Genomic DNA, 19,651 nt, shown 5'->3' with positions numbered 1-19,651 from the left:
TCGTGCGGTATCGGGGCCGGATGTCCTCGAAGACGTGATACCCTATTGGGTATGTGCAGAGCGGTGACCTGTCCACAGTGCAAGCGTCCGACCTGGTCTGGCTGCGGCCAGCATGTTGAGCAGGTTCTCGGACACATTCCGCCGGAAGATCGGTGCCAATGCGGCTCCTCCTCCGGCGGCCGGGGATTCTTCCGGCGCTAGTCCTTCTCCATTCCCTCTCGGATGCATGGCTACCCCCGCTACCACGAGGTACCGGGGGTAGCGTCATCTCGGGCCTGTCGGCCGATCGTTGATCGTCGGTCGGGGCATCGGCGGCTGCGAAAGCGGTTCGGCTGTGCTCGCGCACCCGGTGCGTCGAGAGGGCCGATGCGCGACGGCGCGCGAGCACCACTCGTCGTGCAGCGCGTGGGGCATGCGTCGTCGCGAGCTCTGGTGGCGGCGAGGCCGGATGAGGCCTCGCGCCTCGGTGTCGCGCAGCGCGCGCCCAGATCCGTGGACTTGGGCGCGTGGGCGAACGAGGCAGGTGCCTGGCTCGATTCCTGAGCACAGCCTGAGGCGGAGCCAGGCAATTCCTTGACGGCGCGATGGCTGCGACGCACAATCTGGGTGTGCGTGGAAACGGTTCCACCGCTCGCGGTGGGCGTCTCGGGGCGCGGAATCATCGCGTGACCATTCGCGATGTCGCCCGTCAGGCGGGCGTTGGCATCGCGACGGTCTCACGCGTGGTCAACGGTTCCGGCCCGGTGGCCGACGTCACCCGTCGCCACGTCGAGGACGCGATCCGTGACCTCGGGTTTCGGCCCAGTCGAGCCGCTCGTTCGCTGCGGCGCCGTGAGTCGAACGTCGTGGGCGTGCTGGTGAGCGGCGTGACCCAGGCATCGGTCGTCGAGCGTGTGCGTGGCCTCATCAAGGCGCTCGCACCGCTCGGCCTCGACCCCGTCCTCGTGGACGTTGCCGATCCTCACCAGCGCGAACGCGCCCTTGCGGTCCTGGTCGGAGAGGGTGTCGCCGACGCGATCGTGGCGATCTCGATCGAGGTGCCTGATGCGTGGTCATCGCGACTGCGTGAGCGCGGTGGACTCGTCGTGAGCGTCGACCACGATGCCCCTGGTTGGCCGTCGGTCGTCATCGACAACGTGCTCGGTGGACGACTCGCTGCCTCGCACCTCGTCTCGCTCGGTCACGAGCGCATCGGCTTCGTCGGGGATCGGCCGGCCGTCGGCATGGGCTTCTCTGCGAGCGCGGAGCGCGAGCGAGGCGTGCGGCAGGTCCTCAATGAGGCGGGCTTGACCTTGCGGCGTGCTTGGGTTCGCCATCCTCCCTTCGGCGTCGCCGAAGCTGCGGCGAGCGTGCGGTCGCTGCTCGCGAGCGGCTCGCCGCCGACGGCGGTCTCGGTTGCCTCGGACGTCCAGGCGATGGGGGTCCTTCGTACGGCGGCGGAGCTCGGCCTGCGCGTGCCCGACGACCTCTCCATCGTGGGTTTCGACGACATCGAGCTCGCCGAGGTGATCGGACTCACGACGGTTCGTCAGCCGCTCGAGGGGAGTGGTGCCTGGGCAGCAGGGGTACTTGCCGCATGGCTCCATGGCGAGCCCGTCGACGGCGGCCGTGTATGGCTGCCGCTCGAGGTCATCGTTCGCGGAACGACGGGGCCAGTACGACGCCAGGTGTCGCCTGACGAGTCGTCGGGGTTGAGCGCGGATCGTCGGGTCCGGGGCGATCGCAACGGCAATCGGAGAGGAGGTGCAGGTGTGCAGACCGCGCCGCGTCGAGCGGTGACGAGCGGTTCGAGGACGTAGGAAGACGTGTCAGGATGGCGCGCGGCCACGACCGCGCGCCGGGAGTGAGACAGGGGGATACGTATGAGTCACGGAACCAACCGACACGAGTTCGCGAGGGCGACCGAGGGCCAGCAGACGACACGGAGTCGGCGGCGACTGCGGCGCTCCGGTGCCGTCGGTGTCGTTCTCGCAGGGTCGATGGCGCTGCTCGCTGCCTGCGGGTCGTCGTCGACGACCTCGTCGACCTCGTCGACGACGTCTGGCGTCAATCTATCCAGTGCGCACGGCACGATCACCTGGTGGGCGAGCCCCATTGCGCAGGTAGGAATCCGCGCCGCGCTGATCCGCGCCTTCGAGAAGGCCTATCCCAAGATTCACGTCAACTTGGTGAGTGCACCCACCAACACCGACACCAACCGTGCGGATCTCGTCAACACCATTTCCGGTGGTGCGTCGACGCCCGACGTGTTCATGGGTGACGTCATCTGGCCGGCCGAGTTCGGGGCGCATGGCTTCGCCGTCCCACTGTCGAACTATTTGCCGTCGAGCTACTGGGCGAAGTTCGCCCCCGGTCTCGTGCAAGGCGCGACCTACAAGGGCAAGGTGTACGGATCGCCACTGTTCGAGGACGAGGGCTTCCTCTACTACCGCAAGGACCTGCTCGCCAAGTATCATCTCCCGGTCCCGAAGACCTGGGAGCAGCTCGAGAGCGATGCTGTGACGCTGGTCCATGACAACGCGGTCAAGTACGGCTTCGTCTGGGAGGGCAACAGCTACGAGGGGTTGACCTGTGACTTCATGGAGTACCTCACGAGCGCTGGCGGCAGCGTCGTGAACAGCTCCTATACGAAGGCCACCATCGACTCGCCGGCGGCGTTGCGCGCGCTCACGTTCATGCGCAGCTTGATCACCTCGGGCGCGTCGCCTGCGGCCGTCACGACCTTCGAAGAGCCTCAGGCGATGGCGGTCTTCGACTCGGGTCAGGCGGCCTTCCTGCGCAACTGGGACTATGCGTGGGCCAACTCCCAGACCCCATCGGACTCGAAGGTCGTCGGTGATGTGGGTGTCGCCCCGTTGCCGACCTTCCAGGGCGAGTCCTATCCCGGGTACTCGAACATCGGCGGCTGGAACCTCTACATCAACCCGCACTCGAAGAACCTCGCCGCCGACCTGGTCTTCATCAAGTGGATGTCCTCGACACAGGCTCAGGACATCCTCGGCAAGACCTACTCGGAGATCCCGACGGTCGAGTCGGTGCGGCTCGCGCTCGCGAAGGACCCGTCGATCGCACCCCCGATCAAGGTGGCTGCCGAGACGCGGCTCGTGCCGCGGCCCGCGGGCACGCCGAACTACCCGCAGGTGTCCTCGGCGATTTACACCAACGTGAACGCGGCCCTGGCGGGGTCGATGAGCCCGAGCGCTGCCTTGAAGACTGCGGCGTCGCAGATCAACACGGCGCTCGCTGGCGGCATCTAGTCGTCGCTCCTCGCCCGGGAGGGTCCCGTTGCTCGGGCCTCCCGGGCGAGCTCCATCCGCGCTGGCGCATCCGACGCCAGGCTGTCGAGGTTTGTGAGGTCGATCGTCGGCCATCGGTGCCGCCGGGGAGGTAGTTCTATGGTCGCTGGTATCGCGGTCCCGCCTCGGACCGCACCCGCACAACGGTCGGACGACCATCGTGCTCGTCGAGGCCTGGCTCGAGCAGGGTGGTGGCTGTCTGCTCCGGCGCTCGTCGTCATCGGCGCGGTCACGGTCTTCCCGATCGTGTTCTCCATCGTGCTCAGTCTCTCCAACGTCAACGTGACCGGCGCGGGCTTCCAGCTCGGCGGCGCGACGGGCGCCAACTACAGCGAGATCGTCCACGCTGCCGTATGGCGCTACGCCCTCGAGTTCACGGTCGGCTACACCGTGATCACGGTCTTCGTCGAGGTCGTGCTCGGCACGCTGATCGCACTCGTGGCGGCGCGGTTGACGAAGGGCCGAGGGCTCTTCATGGCCCTCTTGCTCCTGCCCTGGTCGATGATCACGGTGATCTCGGCCGAGCTGTGGGGCTACATCTACCAGGGGACTTACGGCGTGGCCGACGCCTTGTTCCAGGCGGTCGGGCTTGGCCATCCGCTGTTCCTCGGGACGCCGACTCCTGCGATCATCTCGATGATGGTGGCGGACATCTGGAAGACGACGCCGTTCGTCGGGATCATCGTGCTCGCGGGTCTCGTGATGCTGCCGGAGGACGTCTTCGAGGCGGCCCAGATCGACGGCGCTTCGGGCTGGACGACGTTCTGGCGCATCACCTTCCCGCTCCTGCGGCCGACGCTCGCGATCGCGACGCTGTTTCGTATACTCCAGGCCTTCGGGCTGTTCGACCTTCCCTTCGTGCTGACCGGCGGGGGACCTGGGACGTCGACGACGTCGCTCGCGCTGCTCGGCTACAAGGTGATGTTCGAGGATGTGAGTTTCGGACCGGGTGCGGCCATTGCGACCACGACGACCGCGCTCGTGCTGGCTGGTTGCATCGTGTTCCTGCGAGTCTTCCGCGCCCAAGTCGGCGCGGCGAAGGAGGCGTGATGGGTGCTCGTCGCCAACGTCCCCTCGCCCGGGTCGGGCGGTGGGCTACCGTGGCACTCGTCGTGGTCTTGATCGCGGCACCGCTGTACTGGCTGCTCGCATCGTCGTTGAAGACCCCCGTGAACATCGGGGCTTCGCCTACGCAGTACATCCCGAATCCGATCTCGCTGGCGAACTACCAGAGTGCGTTCGTCCACTACGGCTTCGGGCGTTACGTGCTCAATTCGGTCATCGTCACGCTGGGAGCCACCGCGCTCGTGCTGGTGCTCGGGACGCTCGCGGGCTACGCGTTCGGTCGGCTGCCCATGCGCGGGGTCGCGGTGGTGCTCGTGGTCCTGCTCATGATCTCGGTCTTCCCCGAGATCGCGGTGGTGCCGCCGCTGTATCTGGTGCTGCGCCAGCTCAATTGGCTGAACAGCTATCAGGCCCTCATCGTCCCCTACACGGCGTTCAACCTTCCCTTTGCGGTGTGGATCTTGCGGAACTACTTCCTCGGCATCCCCCATGAGATGGAAGAGGCTGCCCGGGTCGACGGCGCATCCACGCTGCGCACCGTCTGGTCGGTGATCCTGCCGCAGGCGCTCCCAGGGGTCTTCACCGCAGGGATCTTCACCTTCACGGCCTGCTGGACGGAGTTCCTCATGGCGCTCACCTTCGATAGCTCCAACAGCTATCGGACCATTCCGGTGGGCATCGCGCTCTTCGGATCGCCGACGGTGATTCCCTTCGGTACGATCTTCGCGGCCGCTGTCGTGGCGATCGTACCGATCGGGATCCTCGTGTTCGTCTTTCGTAAGTGGGTGGTCTCAGGGTTGACGGCTGGCGCGGTGAAGGGTTAGGAGGCATCGGCGCGAATGGACTCGGTGGACGAACTTGGTGCGACGCTCGCGGCAGCGCGGGCCGGAGGACGCTGGTGGGCCGGGGGCCTGCTCTATCAGGTGTACGTGTGGTCGTTTGCCGACAGCGACGGCGACGGTCTCGGAGACCTCGGCGGTCTACGCCAGCGACTCGACTACCTCCGGACGCTCGGGGTCGATGCGATCTGGCTGTCACCGATCATGCCGAGCCCACGGACCGACTGGGGCTACGACGTCGCCGACTACGACGTGGTCGACCCGGCACTCGGCGGTGAGGCGGCCTTTCGGGGACTCATGGCCGATGCCGAGGCAGGAGGTCTGCGGGTGCTCATCGATCTCGTGCCGAACCACACCAGCGATCAGCATCCGTGGTTCCAAGAGGCGCTTGCTGATCCGTCGAGCCCGAGACGTGCGTGGTACGTGTTCGCCGAGCCGCGCGCCGATGGTGGGCCGCCGAACAACTGGGTCGATGCCACAGGGTCGTCCGCGTGGACGCTCGATCCCGCCTCTGGCCAGTACTACCTCCACAACTTCCTCCCGACCCAGCCCGATCTCAACTGGTGGAACCCCGAGGTACGCGCCGCCTTCGAAGCGATCCTCGAGGAGTGGCTGGAGCGAGGCGTCGGCGGGTTTCGCATCGACGTGGCGCACGGGCTCGTGAAGGACGCCTTGGGGCGCGACGATCCTCCGGCCCCTCCCGGCACGCATCCGTGGATCGCCTGGGCAGGGAAGCTGAAGCGCTACTCGGCCAATCGCCCGGAGGTGCACGAGATCTACCGTCGGTGGCATGAGCTGGTGGCCAAGTGGGAACCGGCCCGCGTGTTGCTCGGCGAAACCTGGGTCCTCGATCCCATCGAACTCGCTCGCTACTACGGCTCGGCGGAGGCGCCCGAACTCGATCTGTGCCTGAACGTGGGGTTCATGGCGTCCGAGCCAGATGCATCTTCGCTGCGTCGGGTGATCGAGACGACGATCGCCGCGCTGCCGGTGGGAGCGATCCCGCTCTGGACGGGTTCGAATCACGACGTCTCCAGGCTCGCAACCCGCTGGGCTCATGGCGACCGAGAGCGAGCGCTCGCGCTGGTCGCCCTGATCCTCCTCCTGCCGGGCGCGGCGTTGCTCTACGCCGGTGACGAACTTGGCATGCGCGATGGCTCGGTGCCGCCCGAGCGCGTCCGCGACCCCATGGGCCAGCATGCCGATGGTGGCAACGTCTCGCGCGACCCTTGCCGCACCCCTATCCGATGGCAACCAGGACCTGGCGCCGGGTTCACGGCGCCCTCGGTCGAGCCGTGGCTGCCCTTCGGTGACGATCCGAGCGTCGAGGAGCAGCTCGCCGATCCGACCTCGGTGCTTGCGCGCACGAAGGCGATCATCGCGTCGCGGCGTGCACGTGAGGACCTCGTCGTTGGCGGGATTCGTTTCCTCGATGCGCCCGAGGGTGTCCTTCGCTTTCGACGAGGAACGCAGACGGAGGTCTACGTCAACCTTGCCGACGGCGACCGGACCGTCGACGTGGATGGCGGGCGTGTGCTCGTTGGAACTCGGCGACGCGGGAGCGAGCGCGTGGGGGGCACGCTCCAGCTCGCCTCGAGCGAGGTGGTTGTGGTCGATCTGGACGAGTCGTCCGCGTCGTAGGAGGGTCCATGGCAAGCATCACGATCGACGGTGTCACGAAGCGCTATGCGAACGGTGTCGTGGCGGTCGATGATCTGTCACTGGCGATCGAGGACGGCGAGTTCGTGGTGCTCGTCGGCCCCTCGGGGTGTGGCAAGACCACGACGCTGCGCATGGTGGCGGGCCTCGAGGAGGTGAGTTCGGGCACCATCCGCTTCGGCGATCGGGTCGTCAACGATCTGTCGCCGAAGGAGCGCGATGTCGCCATGGTCTTCCAGAACTACGCGCTCTATCCCCATATGACGGTGGAGGAGAACATCGGCTTCGCACTGAAGCTGGCCAAGGTTCCGAGCGGCGAGCGTGAGCGGCGAGTGCGCGAGGCCGCGCATGTCCTCGGACTCGAGCCGTTGCTCGACCGCAAGCCGTCGCAGCTGTCGGGCGGTCAGCGCCAGCGCGTCGCGATGGGGCGAGCGATCGTGCGTGAGCCGAATGTGTTCCTCATGGACGAGCCGCTCTCCAACCTGGATGCGAAGCTTCGCGTCCAGATGCGCGCCGAGGTCCTTCGCATCCAGCGCAGGATCGGTGTCGCCGCGCTCTATGTCACCCACGACCAGGTGGAGGCGATGACGATGGGCGATCGGGTCGCGGTCTTGCACCGCGGCCAGCTCCAGCAGTACGCGGATCCCCAAACCCTCTACCAGCGCCCGGCGAACCTGTTCGTCGCGGGCTTCATCGGCTCGCCCGCGATGAACCTCTTTCAGGGATCCCTCGTCCGTGACGACGGTGTCGCTCTCATGCTCGGTTCGCAGCGCATCGGCCTCGACGAACGGTTTCTCGCCGCCCATCCGGCCATCGCGGCGCACGTCGGTGGTGCGGTGATCGTCGGGGTGCGACCCGACGCGCTCGGCCGTTTCGGCAGCGTCGGCGAGCCGAACTCACTCGCGGCAACGGTCGAGCTGGTCGAGGAGCTCGGGAACGAACAGCTCGTGCACGTTCGGGTAGACGCGACCCCCTATCGCCTCGAGGTCGACGAGGAAGATCTCGAACCCGCGGCGGGTCTCGTCGGTGGAGGGGCGGAGGCCATTGCGAGGATCGATGCCGACCAGTCGGTGAAGAGCGGTCAGCAGGTCGGGATCGGCATCGATCCTGAGCGCCTCTACTTCTTCGATCCCGCGAGCGCTGCCGCCATCGGGTGAGCCGGCCTTCGTCGCGCTCGGGCGCGATCGCGGTCGTGTCCGTGACGCGCGCGCGTTGGCGCGGGGCGATCGGTGCGCGTTGGCCTTCGTGACGGCCCGTGCTGGCGGTGCCGCGCGGGAAGGCTGTCGCGCGAGCGTGGGGTTGGCCGCGCCCCGAGGTGAGCGCCTCAGGCCGTCGAGGCTCGCGCAGCGGTGTGATCGGGCTCGTCCGGATCGATGAGCGGGTACGTTCCGGTCACGAGGAAGTGCTCGTGTGTCAGGGTGCCCGCCGCGATGACGTCGCGTCGTGCGATCGCGTCCACGATGGCGCGATGTTGCTGGCGAGCCTTCGCATGGAGCTGTGGCGAGTACGGATGGGAGTCAAAGCCCAGGTTCGTCCCCTCGAACAGTTCTGCGTTGGCGCGTTCGAGGAGAGGGTTGTGGGTCGCTCGAGCGATGGCCTCGTGCAGCGCGCGATCGGCTGCGCGAGAAGCCTGGGCGCTCGCTGCGTCCTCGTACGCGGCGAGGGCGCTGCGCATCGCAGCCACATCGTCATCGGTGCGCCGCTCGGCAGCGGCACGGGCCAGCGCCTGCTCGACGACGTTGCGGTAATCGAGGAGTGCCTCGAGCGTTGACTTGATCGGCGCGAGGGCTCGTTCGAGCGCTGCGCGTTCCTCGCTCTCGCGATGCACGCCAGTCACGAAGGTCCCGCCCCCGCGCCCTCGTCGGGTCTCGAGAACACCGAAGGCGGCGAGGCGGCCGATGGCTTCGCGCAGCGTGGCCCGCGAGACGCCGAGGCGCGAGGTGAGCTCGCGTTCGGGCGGCAACCGGTCGCCGGGGTAGAGAATGCCGACGGCGATGGCGGCGAGGATCCGATCGGCGATCTGGTCTGGTGCGCTCTGAGGTCGCAGGATTCGCGAGAGATCGAGGTGGCCCCGGACGTCGGCGATGGGAGGAACCGCCCCCTGATGCTCTCGGCCCACGTCGCATCATCGTATCGGGCGGCGCCCTCGTGGCACCTGACAGATCACGGCAGCGTGAACAATGGACGAAAGGTCAGACCATTCTGCCATCGCTTTGCTACCATCGTCCCACGTGCCACGAAGGAGGGGGAGTGATGACGAGGGAGCGCACGGGGGGCGGGCAGGGCTTGGCTCGAGGTGCACTGCGTCCCATGAACGTGCTTGCCATCGCGGTGGCGGCGATCTCGCCGACGACGTCGGTGTTCTTGGTGTTCGGAGCCGGTATCGCGACTGCGGGTACCGGCGTGGTCGCGGCGTTCGCCATCGGCGCGGTCATCGCCATCGCGATGGCGTTGTGCTATGCGGAGGTAGGCTCGCTGTTTCCCTCTGCGGGGGGCGCCTACACGATCGTTCGCCGAGCCCTCGGCCCGATCGGCGGCGGCGTGGTCAACGTGCTCTTCCTCGTGCTCGGGGTTGTCGTCACCGCGTCGATCCTCGTTGCTGCGGCGACGTATCTTCAATCGTTGGCACCGGCGCTGCCGGTGAACTGGACGGCGTTCGCCATGATGGCGATCATCACCCTCTTGTCGCTCGATCGAATCTCACCGACCAGCTGGATGACGGCCGCCATGCTGGTGCTCGAGCTCGCGGTGATCACCGTCTTTGCGATCGCGGCCTTTGCGCACCCGGCGCTCCCGGGGCGCCTGCTCGTCCATCCCGTCGTTCCGATCGGTTCGAAGGGCGTGCTCGGAACGGTCGGGCTCTCTGCCGTGCTGATCGCCGTCGTTCCGGCCCTGTTCGCTTACAACGGCTATGACTGGCCGCTCTACTTTGCCGAGGAGACCACGGATCGTCGCGCCCTGCCTCGAGCCGTGCTGCTTGCCGTGGGCATCAGCGTGCTCTTCGAACTCGCCGCGGTGGTGGCTGCTACCTTGGCCATCCACGGTCTGGCGCACACGGCACAGAGCGCGTCACCACTCTCGTTGATTGCCGATCGCGTCATGGGTCCGACGGGGGCGAAGATCCTGCTCGTCGGGGTGATCATCGCCATGTTCGATACTGGTCTCGCGGGTAACCTTGCCTATGCGCGCATCTACTACGCCTCTGGACGTGACGAGATGTGGCCGCTTGCGGCGCTGAACCGCTTCTTTGCCCACGTCTCACCGCGCACCAAGGTTCCGACTTGGGGGTTTCTGGTGCTCTTCGTCGGCAACGGCATCCTTGCGATCTTCACGTCGCTCAACAACCTCATCACCTTCACCGGCGTGATCATCGTGACGATCTACCTGCTGGTTGCGGTGTCGGCACTCGTCGCCAGGGTGCGCGAGCGGCGCTCGAGTGGCGTCTTCCGTATGCCTCTGTGGCCAGTTCCTGCTGTCGTTGCGATCGGGGGCGTCGTGCTCGCGTTGAGTCAGCAGTCGAAGGGCGACCTCATCATCACGGCGGTCATCGTGGTCGTCGGGGTTGTCGTCACACTGGCGCGTCGGGGTGCGAGCACGCTTGGAGGCGCGCCGGTCGCGGACCTGCCGATGCCTGAGGATCACGCATGAGGGTGGCCACGATGCACACGGTGCTGGGAGACGACGAAGAAGTCCTCTCGAGGTGGGTGCGATGAGCCTCGTGCCACCTGGTGTGGTCTTGATCGGCGACCAGGCGGTGCAGCAAGTTCCCGTCAGTGAGTGCGGCGAGCCGCTGGTGGACCTCGGCGAGCGCGATCTCATCGTGATCGACGATCGGCTCGACGATGGGACCGGCAACCATCGGTTCGTGCGCGAGGGATTGGCGGAGCGCCTGGTGCGTGCGGCGCGTGCACTGCCCGAGGGACTGCGCCTCGCGGTCGTCGAAGGCTTCCGGTCCCGCGAGCTGCAGCGGCGCTACTTCGAGGAGTACTACGCAGAGCTCCTGGAGGCGAATCGGGGAGCAGATCCCGAGCGGACTCGTCTGCTGGCGAGCCGCTATGTAGCGCCTCCGGACGGATTCCCGCCGCATTGCTGCGGGGCGGCTGTCGACCTGACGCTCGTCGGAGCCGACGGCGCGGAAGTGGACATGGGATCGGCGGTGAACGCGAGTCCGGAGGAGAGCGCAGGTCGATGCTTCTTCGACGCCGAGACCATTGGCCGAGAGGCACGACGCATGCGGAGCGTGCTGCGCTCGGTGCTCGTGGCGGTGGGGCTCGTCAACTACCCGACGGAGTGGTGGCACTGGTCGTGGGGGGATCAGTACTGGGGACTCATGACCGGTGCGGGTGAGGCTCGCTACGGCGTGATCGACCGCTGACGATGGCACGGCGAGTGACGCTCCGAGCCCTTGACGCCTGGGGAGCTGGGCCGAGACTGCAGCGGACGGGCACATCCGACGGGGGAGTGTGGAACCCGAATGGAGGAGGCCGCCTCACGGTGCGGACCGAGCTCTGCACACTTGAGTTCTGCACACTTGATCTCGGCACATCTGAGATCTCGGCACATCTGAGATCTCGGCACATCTGAGATCTCGGCACAGCTGAGATCTCGGCACAGCTGAGCCCAGCACACGTGTGGCGCGGCCACGAGACGCCTCTCGTGCGTGCAACCGGCCGGTGCGCCCCCTGGGATTCGAACCCAGAACCTGCGGATTAAGAGTCCGTTGCTCTGCCGTTGAGCTAGAGGCGCGCGGGCCTCCCAGTATAGCGGTGGGGCCTGCGGCTCACGGGCCAGGCAGGCCGCTCGCTTGGTGTGGCCTGCTCGCTCCAGACCGGTGAGCGCCGTGGTCGTGTGCTCCCCGACGGCACGCCACCGGGGTGGGTCGGGGTGCCGGATCGCTCGGAGATCCGCTCGTCTCGGCCCGGCCCAGCTCCGTCGTGGCATGACCTCCGGATCGGGCCGCTCGCGCGTATGACGTCTACGCAGCGCAGCATCGACGCCGGAACGCAAGCCGAGTGCACCTCGGCGACACGAGCAGAGCGGGTCGCGCTAGGAGCCCTCTGAACAAGCCCCTCCCTGGTGGTGGCTGAGCACGCCCACCCAGCCCGGGAACGAGCCCAGCTGACCCGTTCCCATCTCGCTCCTCACCCTCTCCTCCTCGCCCCTCCTGTGGGGCGAGGAGGAGAGGACCCGAGCGCCTCTCAGGTGGCAAGCACCCAGCCACCACCCACCCGGGTGAGCCCCAGGCGAAGGAGCACCTTCAGGTTCCAGGTGGCACAGAGCAGCTCGAAGTGGAGTCGGTTGCGCACGAGCCCCAGGTAGCGCAGCCTCGCGCCGGAGAGCTTGCGTTTGAGCTGTGCGTGGATCCGCTCGACGTTCGGTCGGGTGCGCTGATAGTCGAGACGAACGGCAGGGTCCCCAAAGTGCGCCCGCTGGCTGATTGCGTGCCAGGTGGCAGGGGTGAAGGTGAGGACCCGTCCTCGCTTCGAGCGCGTGCAGCGATCCCGGAGCGGACAGCCGGTGCAGTGCTTGACAAAGGAAGCACGACCCTTGGCGGAGATGGGTACTCGGTGTCCTTGGGGACAGCTGACCCATCCCTCCTCGACGACGAAGTCATCGATGGTAAAGCCACCAGGGACCGCCATGGCAAGGGGCCGAGGCTTGATCACCTCGTCGTGGCCACGAGCGGCGAGCTCGTTGGAGACCTCGCTCGTGGCATAGGCGCTGTCGCCATAGACCGTGCGCGGGCCGTCCTCGTCACGAAGGAGCTCGCTCGCCACTGCTGCGTCCGGCACGGTGCCCTTCGTGATGGTCGCAGCGGTGACGATGCCACTGTCTGGCTCGACGGCCACGTGGCCCTTGTAGCCATCGATGGCACGGGCACGGGACTTGTGGACGTGGCGAGCGTCAGGGTCCACGGTGGAGATGACCCTGTCTGTGGCTACCCGCCTCGCGATGCGCCAGCGACCTTCCTTGGCATCGACACACTCCACGTCTTGGCCCGCCACGAGCCCAAGGAGACCAAGGGCTTCGGTCTGTGGCTCGGTGAGGGATGCGAGCTTCTCTGCATGGGCGAGGTGGGCAGTGGCATCGGCGACGAGGGCACTCACCGTGCGCACCACTGCCTCTTCGTCCCGATAGTCGATGGCAGGCTTTGCGCGGGTGTAGTCGATCGCTGGTGACAGAGGAATGTCGCGTAGTTCGGGGATCAGCCTGCGTACCCGGTTGATCTGGGCGACAAGTTGGGTCATGGTGTCTTGGGTGGCAACCGCATCGGCGAGCACGGTGGAGTCGACGACGCGCTTCGTCTTGCCCTTGAGCACCCCCGTGGCACCGATCACCTCGGCCACGAGCTCGCCGATGAGTCTTGGGGTCTCGGAGGTGGCGATGCGCCTGCGCCAGTAGGTGAGCACCGTGGGGTGAAAGCCTGGGTCCTCGAGATCAAGACCAAGGGCGTACTTCCAGCGGAGGTTGTAGCGGACCTGCTCTGTCGCCTCGGTGTCCGAGAGCCCCTCGAGCACCTGGAGCACCATGACCGCGAGCACCCTCGAGGCGGGGATGGAGGGTCTGCCGGTCGTGGAGGGGTAGAGATGGCGGAAGCGCTCGTCGGGGAAGAGCTCTCTGCGGTGCTCGGCGAGGAAGGCGTAGATGGACCCTGGCTCGATGAGCGAGGAGCAGAAGGCCTCCGTCGCGGTGAGGTGTGCCTGGTCTGATTCGGTGCCCAGCATGCAAAAAGTCTAGCTGAGCTGGGCAAATGGCGCTTGACAGGCGGAGGGAAGCGCTTCCCGTAGCCGCCCTACGTGGAGGAGTTGTTCAGGGGACTCCTAGCGGACCACGAAGTTGACGATTCGAGGGAGTCGTACGATGCAGCGCTCGGGCTCGCGACCTGCGAGCGCTGCGTCGACGGACGGGAGGGCGCGAGCGAGGTCGATGGCTTCGGACTCCTCGATGGAAGGGTCGACCTCGATGGTGCCGCGGAGCTTGCCGTTCACCTGGACCGCCAGGGTAGTCCGGGCGCTCGCGAGGAGTTCGTGATCCACGGTTGGCCAGGGCTCGCGATGCACGTTGCGCCCATAGCGGCGCTCGAAGAGCTCTGCTGTGATGTGCGGTGTGAACGGCGCCAGCATCGTGAGGAGGCGCGCAAGGCCGAAGTCGGCGAGGTCGGGCTGGGCGAGGAGGCGCTCGTCGCCGAGGAGGTTCGCGAGCTCCATGAGCGCTGCGACCGCGGCGTTGTAGGACCAGCGCTCGATCGCATCCGTGACCCGTTGGGTGAGGCGCTCGATGGCGATGGCGAGGTCGTTTGCCACCGGGGCGCTCGTCGGTGTGTCCGTGACCCCAATGCGCTCGGCCAGCCGCCAGACGCGTTGGAGGTATCGGGCGCAGCCCTCGATGATCTCGTCGGTCTGGTCGGTCCAGTCGACGTCGTCCGCAGGCGGACCGACGAAGAAGTGATACAGCCGGAGCGCATCGGCACCGACGGTGTCGAAGTACTGCTGCGGCGTGACGAGGTTGCCCTTCGACTTGGACATCTTCGAGCCATGGAAGCGGATCATGCCTTGGGTGAAGAGCTGTCGGAAGGGCTCTCGAAGCGTCGCGGGGATGAGGCCGAGATCGCTGAGGGCCTTGGTGAAGAAGCGTGCGTAGAGCAGGTGGAGGATCGCGTGCTCGATGCCTCCGATGTACTGATCGACGGGCATCCACGCTTCGACCGCGGCGATATCGAACGGGCGATCTTCACTGAAGGGGTCGCAGAACCGCAGGAAGTACCACGAGGAGTCGACGAAGGTGTCCATGGTGTCGGTCTCGCGGCGTGCCGGGCCGCCGCATTGTGGGCAGGTGGTGTTCACGAAGCCCGCGTGGCGAGCAAGCGGCGACTCGCCGGTGGGGAGGAACTCGACGTCGTCGGGAGCGAGGACGGGTAGCTGGTCCTCGGGTACTGGGACGGTCCCACACGCCGAGCAGTGAACGATCGGGATTGGACAGCCCCAGTAGCGCTGACGGGAAATCAGCCAGTCGCGAAGGCGGTAGACGGTTCGACTCCGGCCCGCCCCTTGCTGCTCCAGCGCTTCGATGACGGCCCGCTTGGCCGCCGCTACGCTCAGGCCATCGAAGGGTCCCGAGTTGATCTTGGTGCCATCACCCGACCATGCGCCGCCGGGATGGTCGCTCGGGCGCGTCACCGTTTCGACGACCGGCAGTCCGTATGCGGTGGCGAAGCGGAAGTCGCGTTCGTCTTCGCCGGGAACGCCCATGACGGCGCCCGTCCCGTAGTGAGCGAGGACGTAGTCGGCAAGGAAGACGGGCACTTCGTCACCGGTGATGGGGTTGCGCACCGAGATGCCGAGTGCGAGTCCGCGCTTGTCGAGGCTTGCGACATCGCTCTGGCGTTCGAGTTCGGAGCGTGTCGCCACGTCGGCTCGGAACGCTTCGACCTCGTCGCGACGCTCTGGTGGTGTGATCGACTCGACGAGGGGATGTTCGGGCGCGAGAACGAGAAAGGTCACCCCGAAAATGGTGTCCGGTCGTGTGGTGAAGACCGTGATGGAGCGCGTGGGATCGTCCGCGAGTGGGAAGTCGATCTCGGCCCCCTCGCTTCTGCCGATCCAGTTGCGCTGCATGACCTTGACACGTTCCGGCCAGGCCAGTTCGTCGAGGGTGTCGAGCAGCTCATTGGCGTAGCGCGTGATCGCGAAGAACCACTGACGGAGATTGCGCCTGACGACGACGTCACCGCTGCGCTCGCATGTCCCGTCGGGGAGCACCTGCTCGTTGGCGAGCACGGTCTGACAACCCGGGCACCAGTTCACTGGTGCATCGGCCTGGTAGGCGAGTCCAGCTTCGTAGAGCTTCAGGAACAGATACTGCGTCCATCGGATGTAGCTGGGGTCATGGCTCTTGATCTCGCGGCGCCAGTCGTAGGCGGTACCGAGTCGCTTGACGGAGGCCTTGAGTTCAGCGATCCGTTCCTCTGTGAACAGGCGAGGGTGGACCCCAGTCTTGATCGCGGCGTTCTCAGCGGGGAGTCCGAAGGAGTCGAACCCGAAGGGAGAGAGCACCGCATGCCCGCGCATGGTGCGGTAGCGGACGTTGAGGTCGCCGAAGGCGTAGTTGCGTACGTGTCCTTGATGAGCAGATCCTGACGGGTACGGATACATGCACAGGACGTACGACTTGGGACGCGGATCGTCGGCGGAGACGTAGTAGGTCTCGTCGTTGTCCCAGCGCTCCTGCCAAGAGCGCTCCAGCGCGGGTGGGTCGTACTCCTCGGCCATGCCCACCAGCCTACGGCGCGCCTTGAGGGCGCTCGGCGTCCTGCGGGACTCGGGCGCGCCCCAGTATGAGGACCCAGCATGGGGGTGTAGCTCAGCTGGTAGGGCGCTTGATGGCAGTCAAGAGGTTCGTGGGTTTGAGTCCCATCACCTCCACTCAAAACCCCTGGTAGATATCTGTGCATCAGTATGCACGCCACTATAACCCCCTAAGATCGCGTCCATCGTTGCGGCTATGGGTTTGGCGAACTTGCCTGGACACGTGCGGACGGGCAAGGCGCGCAGGGCCAAGGGTGAGGGCGCGGTTCACCGCTACGGGGATCGGTGGATGGCGAGGTACCCGCTCCCCGAACGTCTCCCGAACGGGCGCTTGCGCTACGTCTCGCGAGTGGCCGACACCAAGGCCGAAGCTGTGCTCGCCCTCGCGGGGCTTCGCAAGACGGCCCAAGCTGGGCTCGCGTCGCGCCAGACGATCCGTACCCTGGGTCAGCTCGCGGAAGCCTGGCTCACGCTCAAGGCGACCGAGGTGCGCCCCTCGACGCTCGCGCAGTACCGATGGGCCACGGAGCGGATCGTCGAGGCGCTCGGAGGGCGCGAGCTCGCCGCCGTCACGACCCCTGACGTCGATAGGTTCCTCGCCTCGCTCGAGGGGCTCAGCACGTCGTCGGTTCGCCTCGTGCGCACCACGTTGCGAGCCATGCTTGCCTACGTGGAGACCTCGCGGCTCGTCGAGCGCAACGTCGCGGCTGCGTCCCGTCCAGCTCGCGGGGAGCGGGCAACCGGTAAGGCGATCCCCGATGACGACCTGGCACGCATCCTCGAGGCGCTCGGTGGTGATCCCTTCGGCGTTCTCGGAGCCTGTCAACCTCTGAGTGACACGTCCGGTTCAGTTCCACTGTGTCGTCGTGCTCACCTCCTCCGGTGGGTTGATCCAGACGGCTGTAGGGAGCCGGGGTGGTTCGGGCCGCATGCGCACGAAGCGCTCGGGGTGAGCACGCCAGGCAGCTTCCAGCGCCTCGGCCCGGCGTGCTCGGAGCCCCTCAGCACGTCATAGTGGACATCAGCCGGGGTGCGGAGGCCGAAACCAGAGGCGGCGTAGATGTCGATGACGCCGGAGGCCGTCACGGCGTCGGAGACGACCTGACGGATTGCCGTCTCGAGCTCGACCTCATCGCTCTTTGCCCGCTCCTCAGCCCGCGCTCGCCGCAGCTCGACGGCCACCGCTTGGAAGAAGGCAAGGTCGCCGCGGTAGCGGGCCGCCTCGGGAGAGGCTACGGCAATGGCGAAGCTCTGAGTGGCTGCGCGGACGTGGCGCAGGAAGCGCTCCGGTAGCTCCATGTCAGCGCCGGCGAGGAGGTGTTCGAGAGCTGCCATGATCGCCTCGATGCGCGCCTTGTCGCTCCCGGACTCGAGCGCCTCTCGCCACGGGCACCCAAAGAGCAGCTCGCAGCAGACCTCGTGGTGCTCTTCAAGAACGGCCAGGGCCTCGTCGATGGGTGCGCCGACCTCCTGGCGAGCTCGATCGCGCTCGGTGTACTCCGCAAGGGCCGCCCGGAGGCTCTCGGTGATGCCGATGTAGTCGACGACGAGCCCTCCGGGCTTGTCGCGAAAGGTCCGGTTGACGCGAGCGATGGCCTGCATGAGACCGGCTCCGCGCATCGGCTTGTCGCCGTATATCGCGTGGAGCGATGGCGAGTCGAACCCCGTGAGCCACATGTCGCGCACGATGACGAGCTCGAGGGGATCGTCAGGATCCTTCGCGCGCTGCTTGAGTGCTGCGAGCCGCTCCTTGCTCCGCACGTGGTAGTTGAGCTCAGGACCGTCCGAGGCAGAACCCGTGATGACGACCTTGATCGTGCCGGCGGCGTCATCGTCGGCATGCCAGTCGGCGCGGAGCTTGACGATCTGGTCGTAGAGCTCTACGCAGATACGGCGACTCATGCACACTGGCCTTCCCCCCTCCAGGTTGACACCTGCTATAGGAGGAAGGGATGAGCCAGACACCGAACCCACCACCGGCCGACGGGCCAGCTCGACGTCGACGAGGTCGCTACCCGAGCCAGTTCCGTAAGGACGCCGCAGCGTTGGTCCTCGATCAGCGGCGAACCATCGCCGACGTCGCCCGCGAGCTCGCCTTCATCGAGCAGACCCTTGGCAACTGGGTGCGCTCCGAACGCATCGACCGCGGCGAGCGCGAAGGTCTCACCAGCGCCGAGCGCGAGGAGCTGACCCGGCTGCGTCGGCAGGTCAAGCAGCTCACGATGGAACGCGAGCTGGCAAAGCGAGCGATGGCCCACTCGGTGAAGGAGGGCAACCAGTGAGCCGCTACCACTGGGTTGCCAGCCAGGAGGCCAACGGCTTGCCCGTGGCGGTGCCAGCGCGAGTCATCGGGGTCTCCCGCCAGGCCTACTACGCCTGGCGACACCGTCGGGACCGAGGCCCTGACCCAGAGCACCTGGTGCTCGCGAGCGAGCTTCGCACCATCTGGCAGGCGAGCGACAGCACCTACGGCAGCCCCAGAGTAACCCACGAGCTGCGACGACGTGGTTACTGCGTGAACCACAAGCGGGTGGAGCGCATGATGCGCGAGCTGGGGCTGGCAGCGTGCCCACCCCGGCGCTTCGTGCGTACCACGAGGCGTGGGGAAGACACACCGCTCCCAGATCTCGTCTGTCAGGACTTCGCTCCTCGTGAGCCAGCGCGCCGGTACGTGAGCGACATCACCTATGTCCGAACCGACGAGGGCTTCTGCTCCCTCGCCACGGTGGCAGACCTTGGCTCGAGGCGCATCGTGGGCTGGTCGATCCAGCGTCGCATGCCAGGAAAACAGGTGATCGAGGCGATTGAGGGAGCCCAGCGGACTCGGGGCAGCCTCGCTGGGGCCATCTTCCACAGCGATCGCGCCAATCAGTACCTCTCCCGGAAGGTTCGGAGCCTGCTCGCGACCCTCGGCGTTCGCCAGTCGGTGGGCAGGGTGGCTACTTGCTACGACAACGCCGTGGCCGAGTCTTTCTTCGGGAGCCTGAAGCGCGAGCTGGTGGCTCGCTACCGCTTCGCGAACCTCGCCGAGGCCCGCTCAGCCATCGCAGCCTGGATCCATCGCTACAACACCGTCCGGCTGCACTCGAGCCTCGGGTACCGACCGCCAATCGAGTACGAGCTCACCTGGGCCCGGGAGGAGGCGGCCGTGGCCTAAATTCAGACTGTCAAGCAAATGGGGGGAAGCCCACACGATGAGTCCCTTGCCGGTCAAGGCGGCGCGGCGCTTCTCCCAGTGCTCGACGATGTCGGCCGCGACGGCGGCGATGCGCTTCTCGGCGCCCACGATGGCCTCGATGCGCGCCCAACGGGTCTTGAGACGCTCCCTGGACTCCGTCTCCATTGCCTCGGCGACCTCGTCGAACTCCGCATCGAGCGCTCCCCGTGCTTCGTCGGGCAGCTCGACCTTCGCAAGCCTCGCCTCGTAGTAGACCCGCACCGTCGCGCCGTCCTCCACGGCCTGGATGAGGCCGTAGATGTCGTTGAA

Annotated in this window: 15 protein-coding genes, 2 tRNA genes and 1 pseudogene; 12 read left to right on the top strand and 6 right to left on the bottom strand. The window is 66.7% G+C overall.

Annotation, left to right across the window (positions count from 1 at the left end; genetic code table 11):
* Positions 1 to 665: 665 nt before the first annotated feature.
* The 6 genes from AFER_RS06850 to AFER_RS06825 all read left to right on the top strand — a co-directional run bounded on the left by AFER_RS06850 (position 666) and on the right by AFER_RS06825 (position 8,016).
* Complete coding sequence (locus AFER_RS06850; RefSeq protein WP_015798742.1) at positions 666 to 1,799, top strand: LacI family DNA-binding transcriptional regulator; 1,134 nt, start codon at positions 666 to 668, stop codon at positions 1,797 to 1,799.
* Between the two features lie 63 nt (positions 1,800 to 1,862).
* On the top strand, positions 1,863 to 3,257 hold the full coding sequence (locus AFER_RS06845) for an ABC transporter substrate-binding protein (protein ID WP_015798741.1): 1,395 nt from the start codon (positions 1,863 to 1,865) through the stop codon (positions 3,255 to 3,257).
* A gap of 138 nt (positions 3,258 to 3,395) precedes the next feature.
* A complete protein-coding gene (locus AFER_RS06840; protein ID WP_015798740.1) occupies positions 3,396 to 4,346 on the top strand; it encodes a carbohydrate ABC transporter permease in 951 nt (316 codons plus the stop codon).
* A complete protein-coding gene (locus AFER_RS06835; protein WP_015798739.1) occupies positions 4,346 to 5,185 on the top strand; it encodes a carbohydrate ABC transporter permease in 840 nt (279 codons plus the stop codon). Before AFER_RS06840 ends, AFER_RS06835 begins: the two co-directional genes overlap by 1 nt.
* Positions 5,186 to 5,200: 15 nt before the next feature.
* Entirely contained in the window at positions 5,201 to 6,841 is a 1,641-nt protein-coding gene (locus AFER_RS06830) for an alpha-amylase family glycosyl hydrolase (protein WP_015798738.1), read from the top strand.
* Between the two features lie 8 nt (positions 6,842 to 6,849).
* The gene (locus AFER_RS06825; RefSeq protein WP_015798737.1) at positions 6,850 to 8,016 is read left to right on the top strand and encodes an ABC transporter ATP-binding protein; all 1,167 of its coding nucleotides are present in this window, start codon (positions 6,850 to 6,852) and stop codon (positions 8,014 to 8,016) included.
* 167 nt (positions 8,017 to 8,183) lie between these two features.
* Here AFER_RS06825 and AFER_RS06820 read toward each other — a convergent pair whose 3' ends face one another.
* Positions 8,184 to 8,978, bottom strand: a complete 795-nt coding sequence (locus tag AFER_RS06820) for a FadR/GntR family transcriptional regulator (protein ID WP_015798736.1) — start codon at positions 8,976 to 8,978, stop codon at positions 8,184 to 8,186.
* Positions 8,979 to 9,112: 134 nt separating this feature from the next.
* On the opposite strand from AFER_RS06820, the gene AFER_RS06815 reads away from it, so the two are divergent.
* A complete protein-coding gene (locus tag AFER_RS06815) occupies positions 9,113 to 10,507 on the top strand; it encodes an APC family permease (RefSeq protein WP_015798735.1) in 1,395 nt (464 codons plus the stop codon).
* A gap of 61 nt (positions 10,508 to 10,568) precedes the next feature.
* Complete coding sequence (locus tag AFER_RS06810) at positions 10,569 to 11,234, top strand: M15 family metallopeptidase (protein WP_015798734.1); 666 nt, start codon at positions 10,569 to 10,571, stop codon at positions 11,232 to 11,234.
* 299 nt (positions 11,235 to 11,533) lie between these two features.
* On the opposite strand, the gene AFER_RS06805 is transcribed toward AFER_RS06810, so the two are convergent.
* From AFER_RS06805 to leuS, 3 genes are all read right to left on the bottom strand, one after another.
* Positions 11,534 to 11,605 (bottom strand) — tRNA-Lys (locus AFER_RS06805).
* Between the two features lie 452 nt (positions 11,606 to 12,057).
* Complete coding sequence (locus AFER_RS06800) at positions 12,058 to 13,584, bottom strand: IS1182-like element ISAcfe2 family transposase (protein WP_015798733.1); 1,527 nt, start codon at positions 13,582 to 13,584, stop codon at positions 12,058 to 12,060.
* A gap of 96 nt (positions 13,585 to 13,680) precedes the next feature.
* Positions 13,681 to 16,128: a leucine--tRNA ligase gene (gene leuS, locus AFER_RS06795; RefSeq protein WP_015798732.1), complete on the bottom strand. Its 2,448-nt coding sequence runs from the start codon at positions 16,126 to 16,128 to the stop codon at positions 13,681 to 13,683.
* An 80-nt stretch (positions 16,129 to 16,208) separates the two neighbouring features.
* Here leuS and AFER_RS06790 point away from each other — a divergent pair.
* Together AFER_RS06790 and AFER_RS12665 are read left to right on the top strand one after the other, a co-directional pair.
* Positions 16,209 to 16,281, top strand: a tRNA-OTHER gene (locus tag AFER_RS06790).
* A 79-nt stretch (positions 16,282 to 16,360) separates the two neighbouring features.
* Positions 16,361 to 16,870 (top strand): annotated as a pseudogene (locus tag AFER_RS12665) (tyrosine-type recombinase/integrase); the annotation flags it as partial.
* 164 nt (positions 16,871 to 17,034) lie between these two features.
* On the opposite strand, the gene AFER_RS12025 reads toward AFER_RS12665, so the two are convergent.
* Positions 17,035 to 18,066, bottom strand: coding sequence for a type I restriction enzyme endonuclease domain-containing protein (locus AFER_RS12025; RefSeq protein WP_041661747.1), 1,032 nt, complete (start codon positions 18,064 to 18,066; stop codon positions 17,035 to 17,037).
* Between the two features lie 50 nt (positions 18,067 to 18,116).
* Here AFER_RS12025 and AFER_RS06780 point away from each other — a divergent pair, with 50 nt between their 5' ends.
* Positions 18,117 to 18,446, top strand: a complete 330-nt coding sequence (locus AFER_RS06780) for a transposase (RefSeq protein ID WP_015798730.1) — start codon at positions 18,117 to 18,119, stop codon at positions 18,444 to 18,446.
* Positions 18,443 to 19,321, top strand: coding sequence for an IS3 family transposase (locus tag AFER_RS06775; protein WP_015798729.1), 879 nt, complete (start codon positions 18,443 to 18,445; stop codon positions 19,319 to 19,321). The genes AFER_RS06780 and AFER_RS06775 overlap by 4 nt, the downstream gene beginning before the upstream one ends.
* Here the strand turns inward: AFER_RS06775 and AFER_RS12945 are convergent.
* Positions 19,202 to 19,603: a hypothetical protein gene (locus AFER_RS12945; RefSeq protein WP_425358544.1), complete on the bottom strand. Its 402-nt coding sequence runs from the start codon at positions 19,601 to 19,603 to the stop codon at positions 19,202 to 19,204. The two genes, AFER_RS06775 and AFER_RS12945, sit on opposite strands and share 120 nt — an antisense overlap.
* Positions 19,604 to 19,651: the final 48 nt, after the last annotated feature.

The sequence above is a fragment of the Acidimicrobium ferrooxidans DSM 10331 genome (genome assembly GCF_000023265.1).
GTDB classification, from domain to species: Bacteria; Actinomycetota; Acidimicrobiia; order Acidimicrobiales; family Acidimicrobiaceae; genus Acidimicrobium; species Acidimicrobium ferrooxidans.
Note: the sequence above shows the minus strand (reverse complement) of the source record. Positions and strands in the feature narration are given on the sequence as shown.

Excerpts from the sequence above, each read along its gene's own strand:
- AFER_RS06845 (WP_015798741.1), top strand. The coding sequence starts at position 1,863 with ATGAGTCACGGAACCAACCGACACGAGTTCGCGAGGGCGACCGAGGGC.
- AFER_RS06840 (WP_015798740.1), top strand. The coding sequence starts at position 3,396 with ATGGTCGCTGGTATCGCGGTCCCGCCTCGGACCGCACCCGCACAACGG.
- AFER_RS06835 (WP_015798739.1), top strand. The coding sequence starts at position 4,346 with ATGGGTGCTCGTCGCCAACGTCCCCTCGCCCGGGTCGGGCGGTGGGCT.
- AFER_RS06830 (WP_015798738.1), top strand. The coding sequence starts at position 5,201 with ATGGACTCGGTGGACGAACTTGGTGCGACGCTCGCGGCAGCGCGGGCC.
- AFER_RS06825 (WP_015798737.1), top strand. The coding sequence starts at position 6,850 with ATGGCAAGCATCACGATCGACGGTGTCACGAAGCGCTATGCGAACGGT.
- AFER_RS06815 (WP_015798735.1), top strand. The coding sequence starts at position 9,113 with ATGACGAGGGAGCGCACGGGGGGCGGGCAGGGCTTGGCTCGAGGTGCA.
- AFER_RS06810 (WP_015798734.1), top strand. The coding sequence starts at position 10,569 with ATGAGCCTCGTGCCACCTGGTGTGGTCTTGATCGGCGACCAGGCGGTG.
- AFER_RS06800 (WP_015798733.1), bottom strand. The coding sequence starts at position 13,584 with ATGCTGGGCACCGAATCAGACCAGGCACACCTCACCGCGACGGAGGCC.
- leuS (WP_015798732.1), bottom strand. The coding sequence starts at position 16,128 with ATGGCCGAGGAGTACGACCCACCCGCGCTGGAGCGCTCTTGGCAGGAG.
- AFER_RS12025 (WP_041661747.1), bottom strand. The coding sequence starts at position 18,066 with ATGAGTCGCCGTATCTGCGTAGAGCTCTACGACCAGATCGTCAAGCTC.
- AFER_RS06780 (WP_015798730.1), top strand. The coding sequence starts at position 18,117 with ATGAGCCAGACACCGAACCCACCACCGGCCGACGGGCCAGCTCGACGT.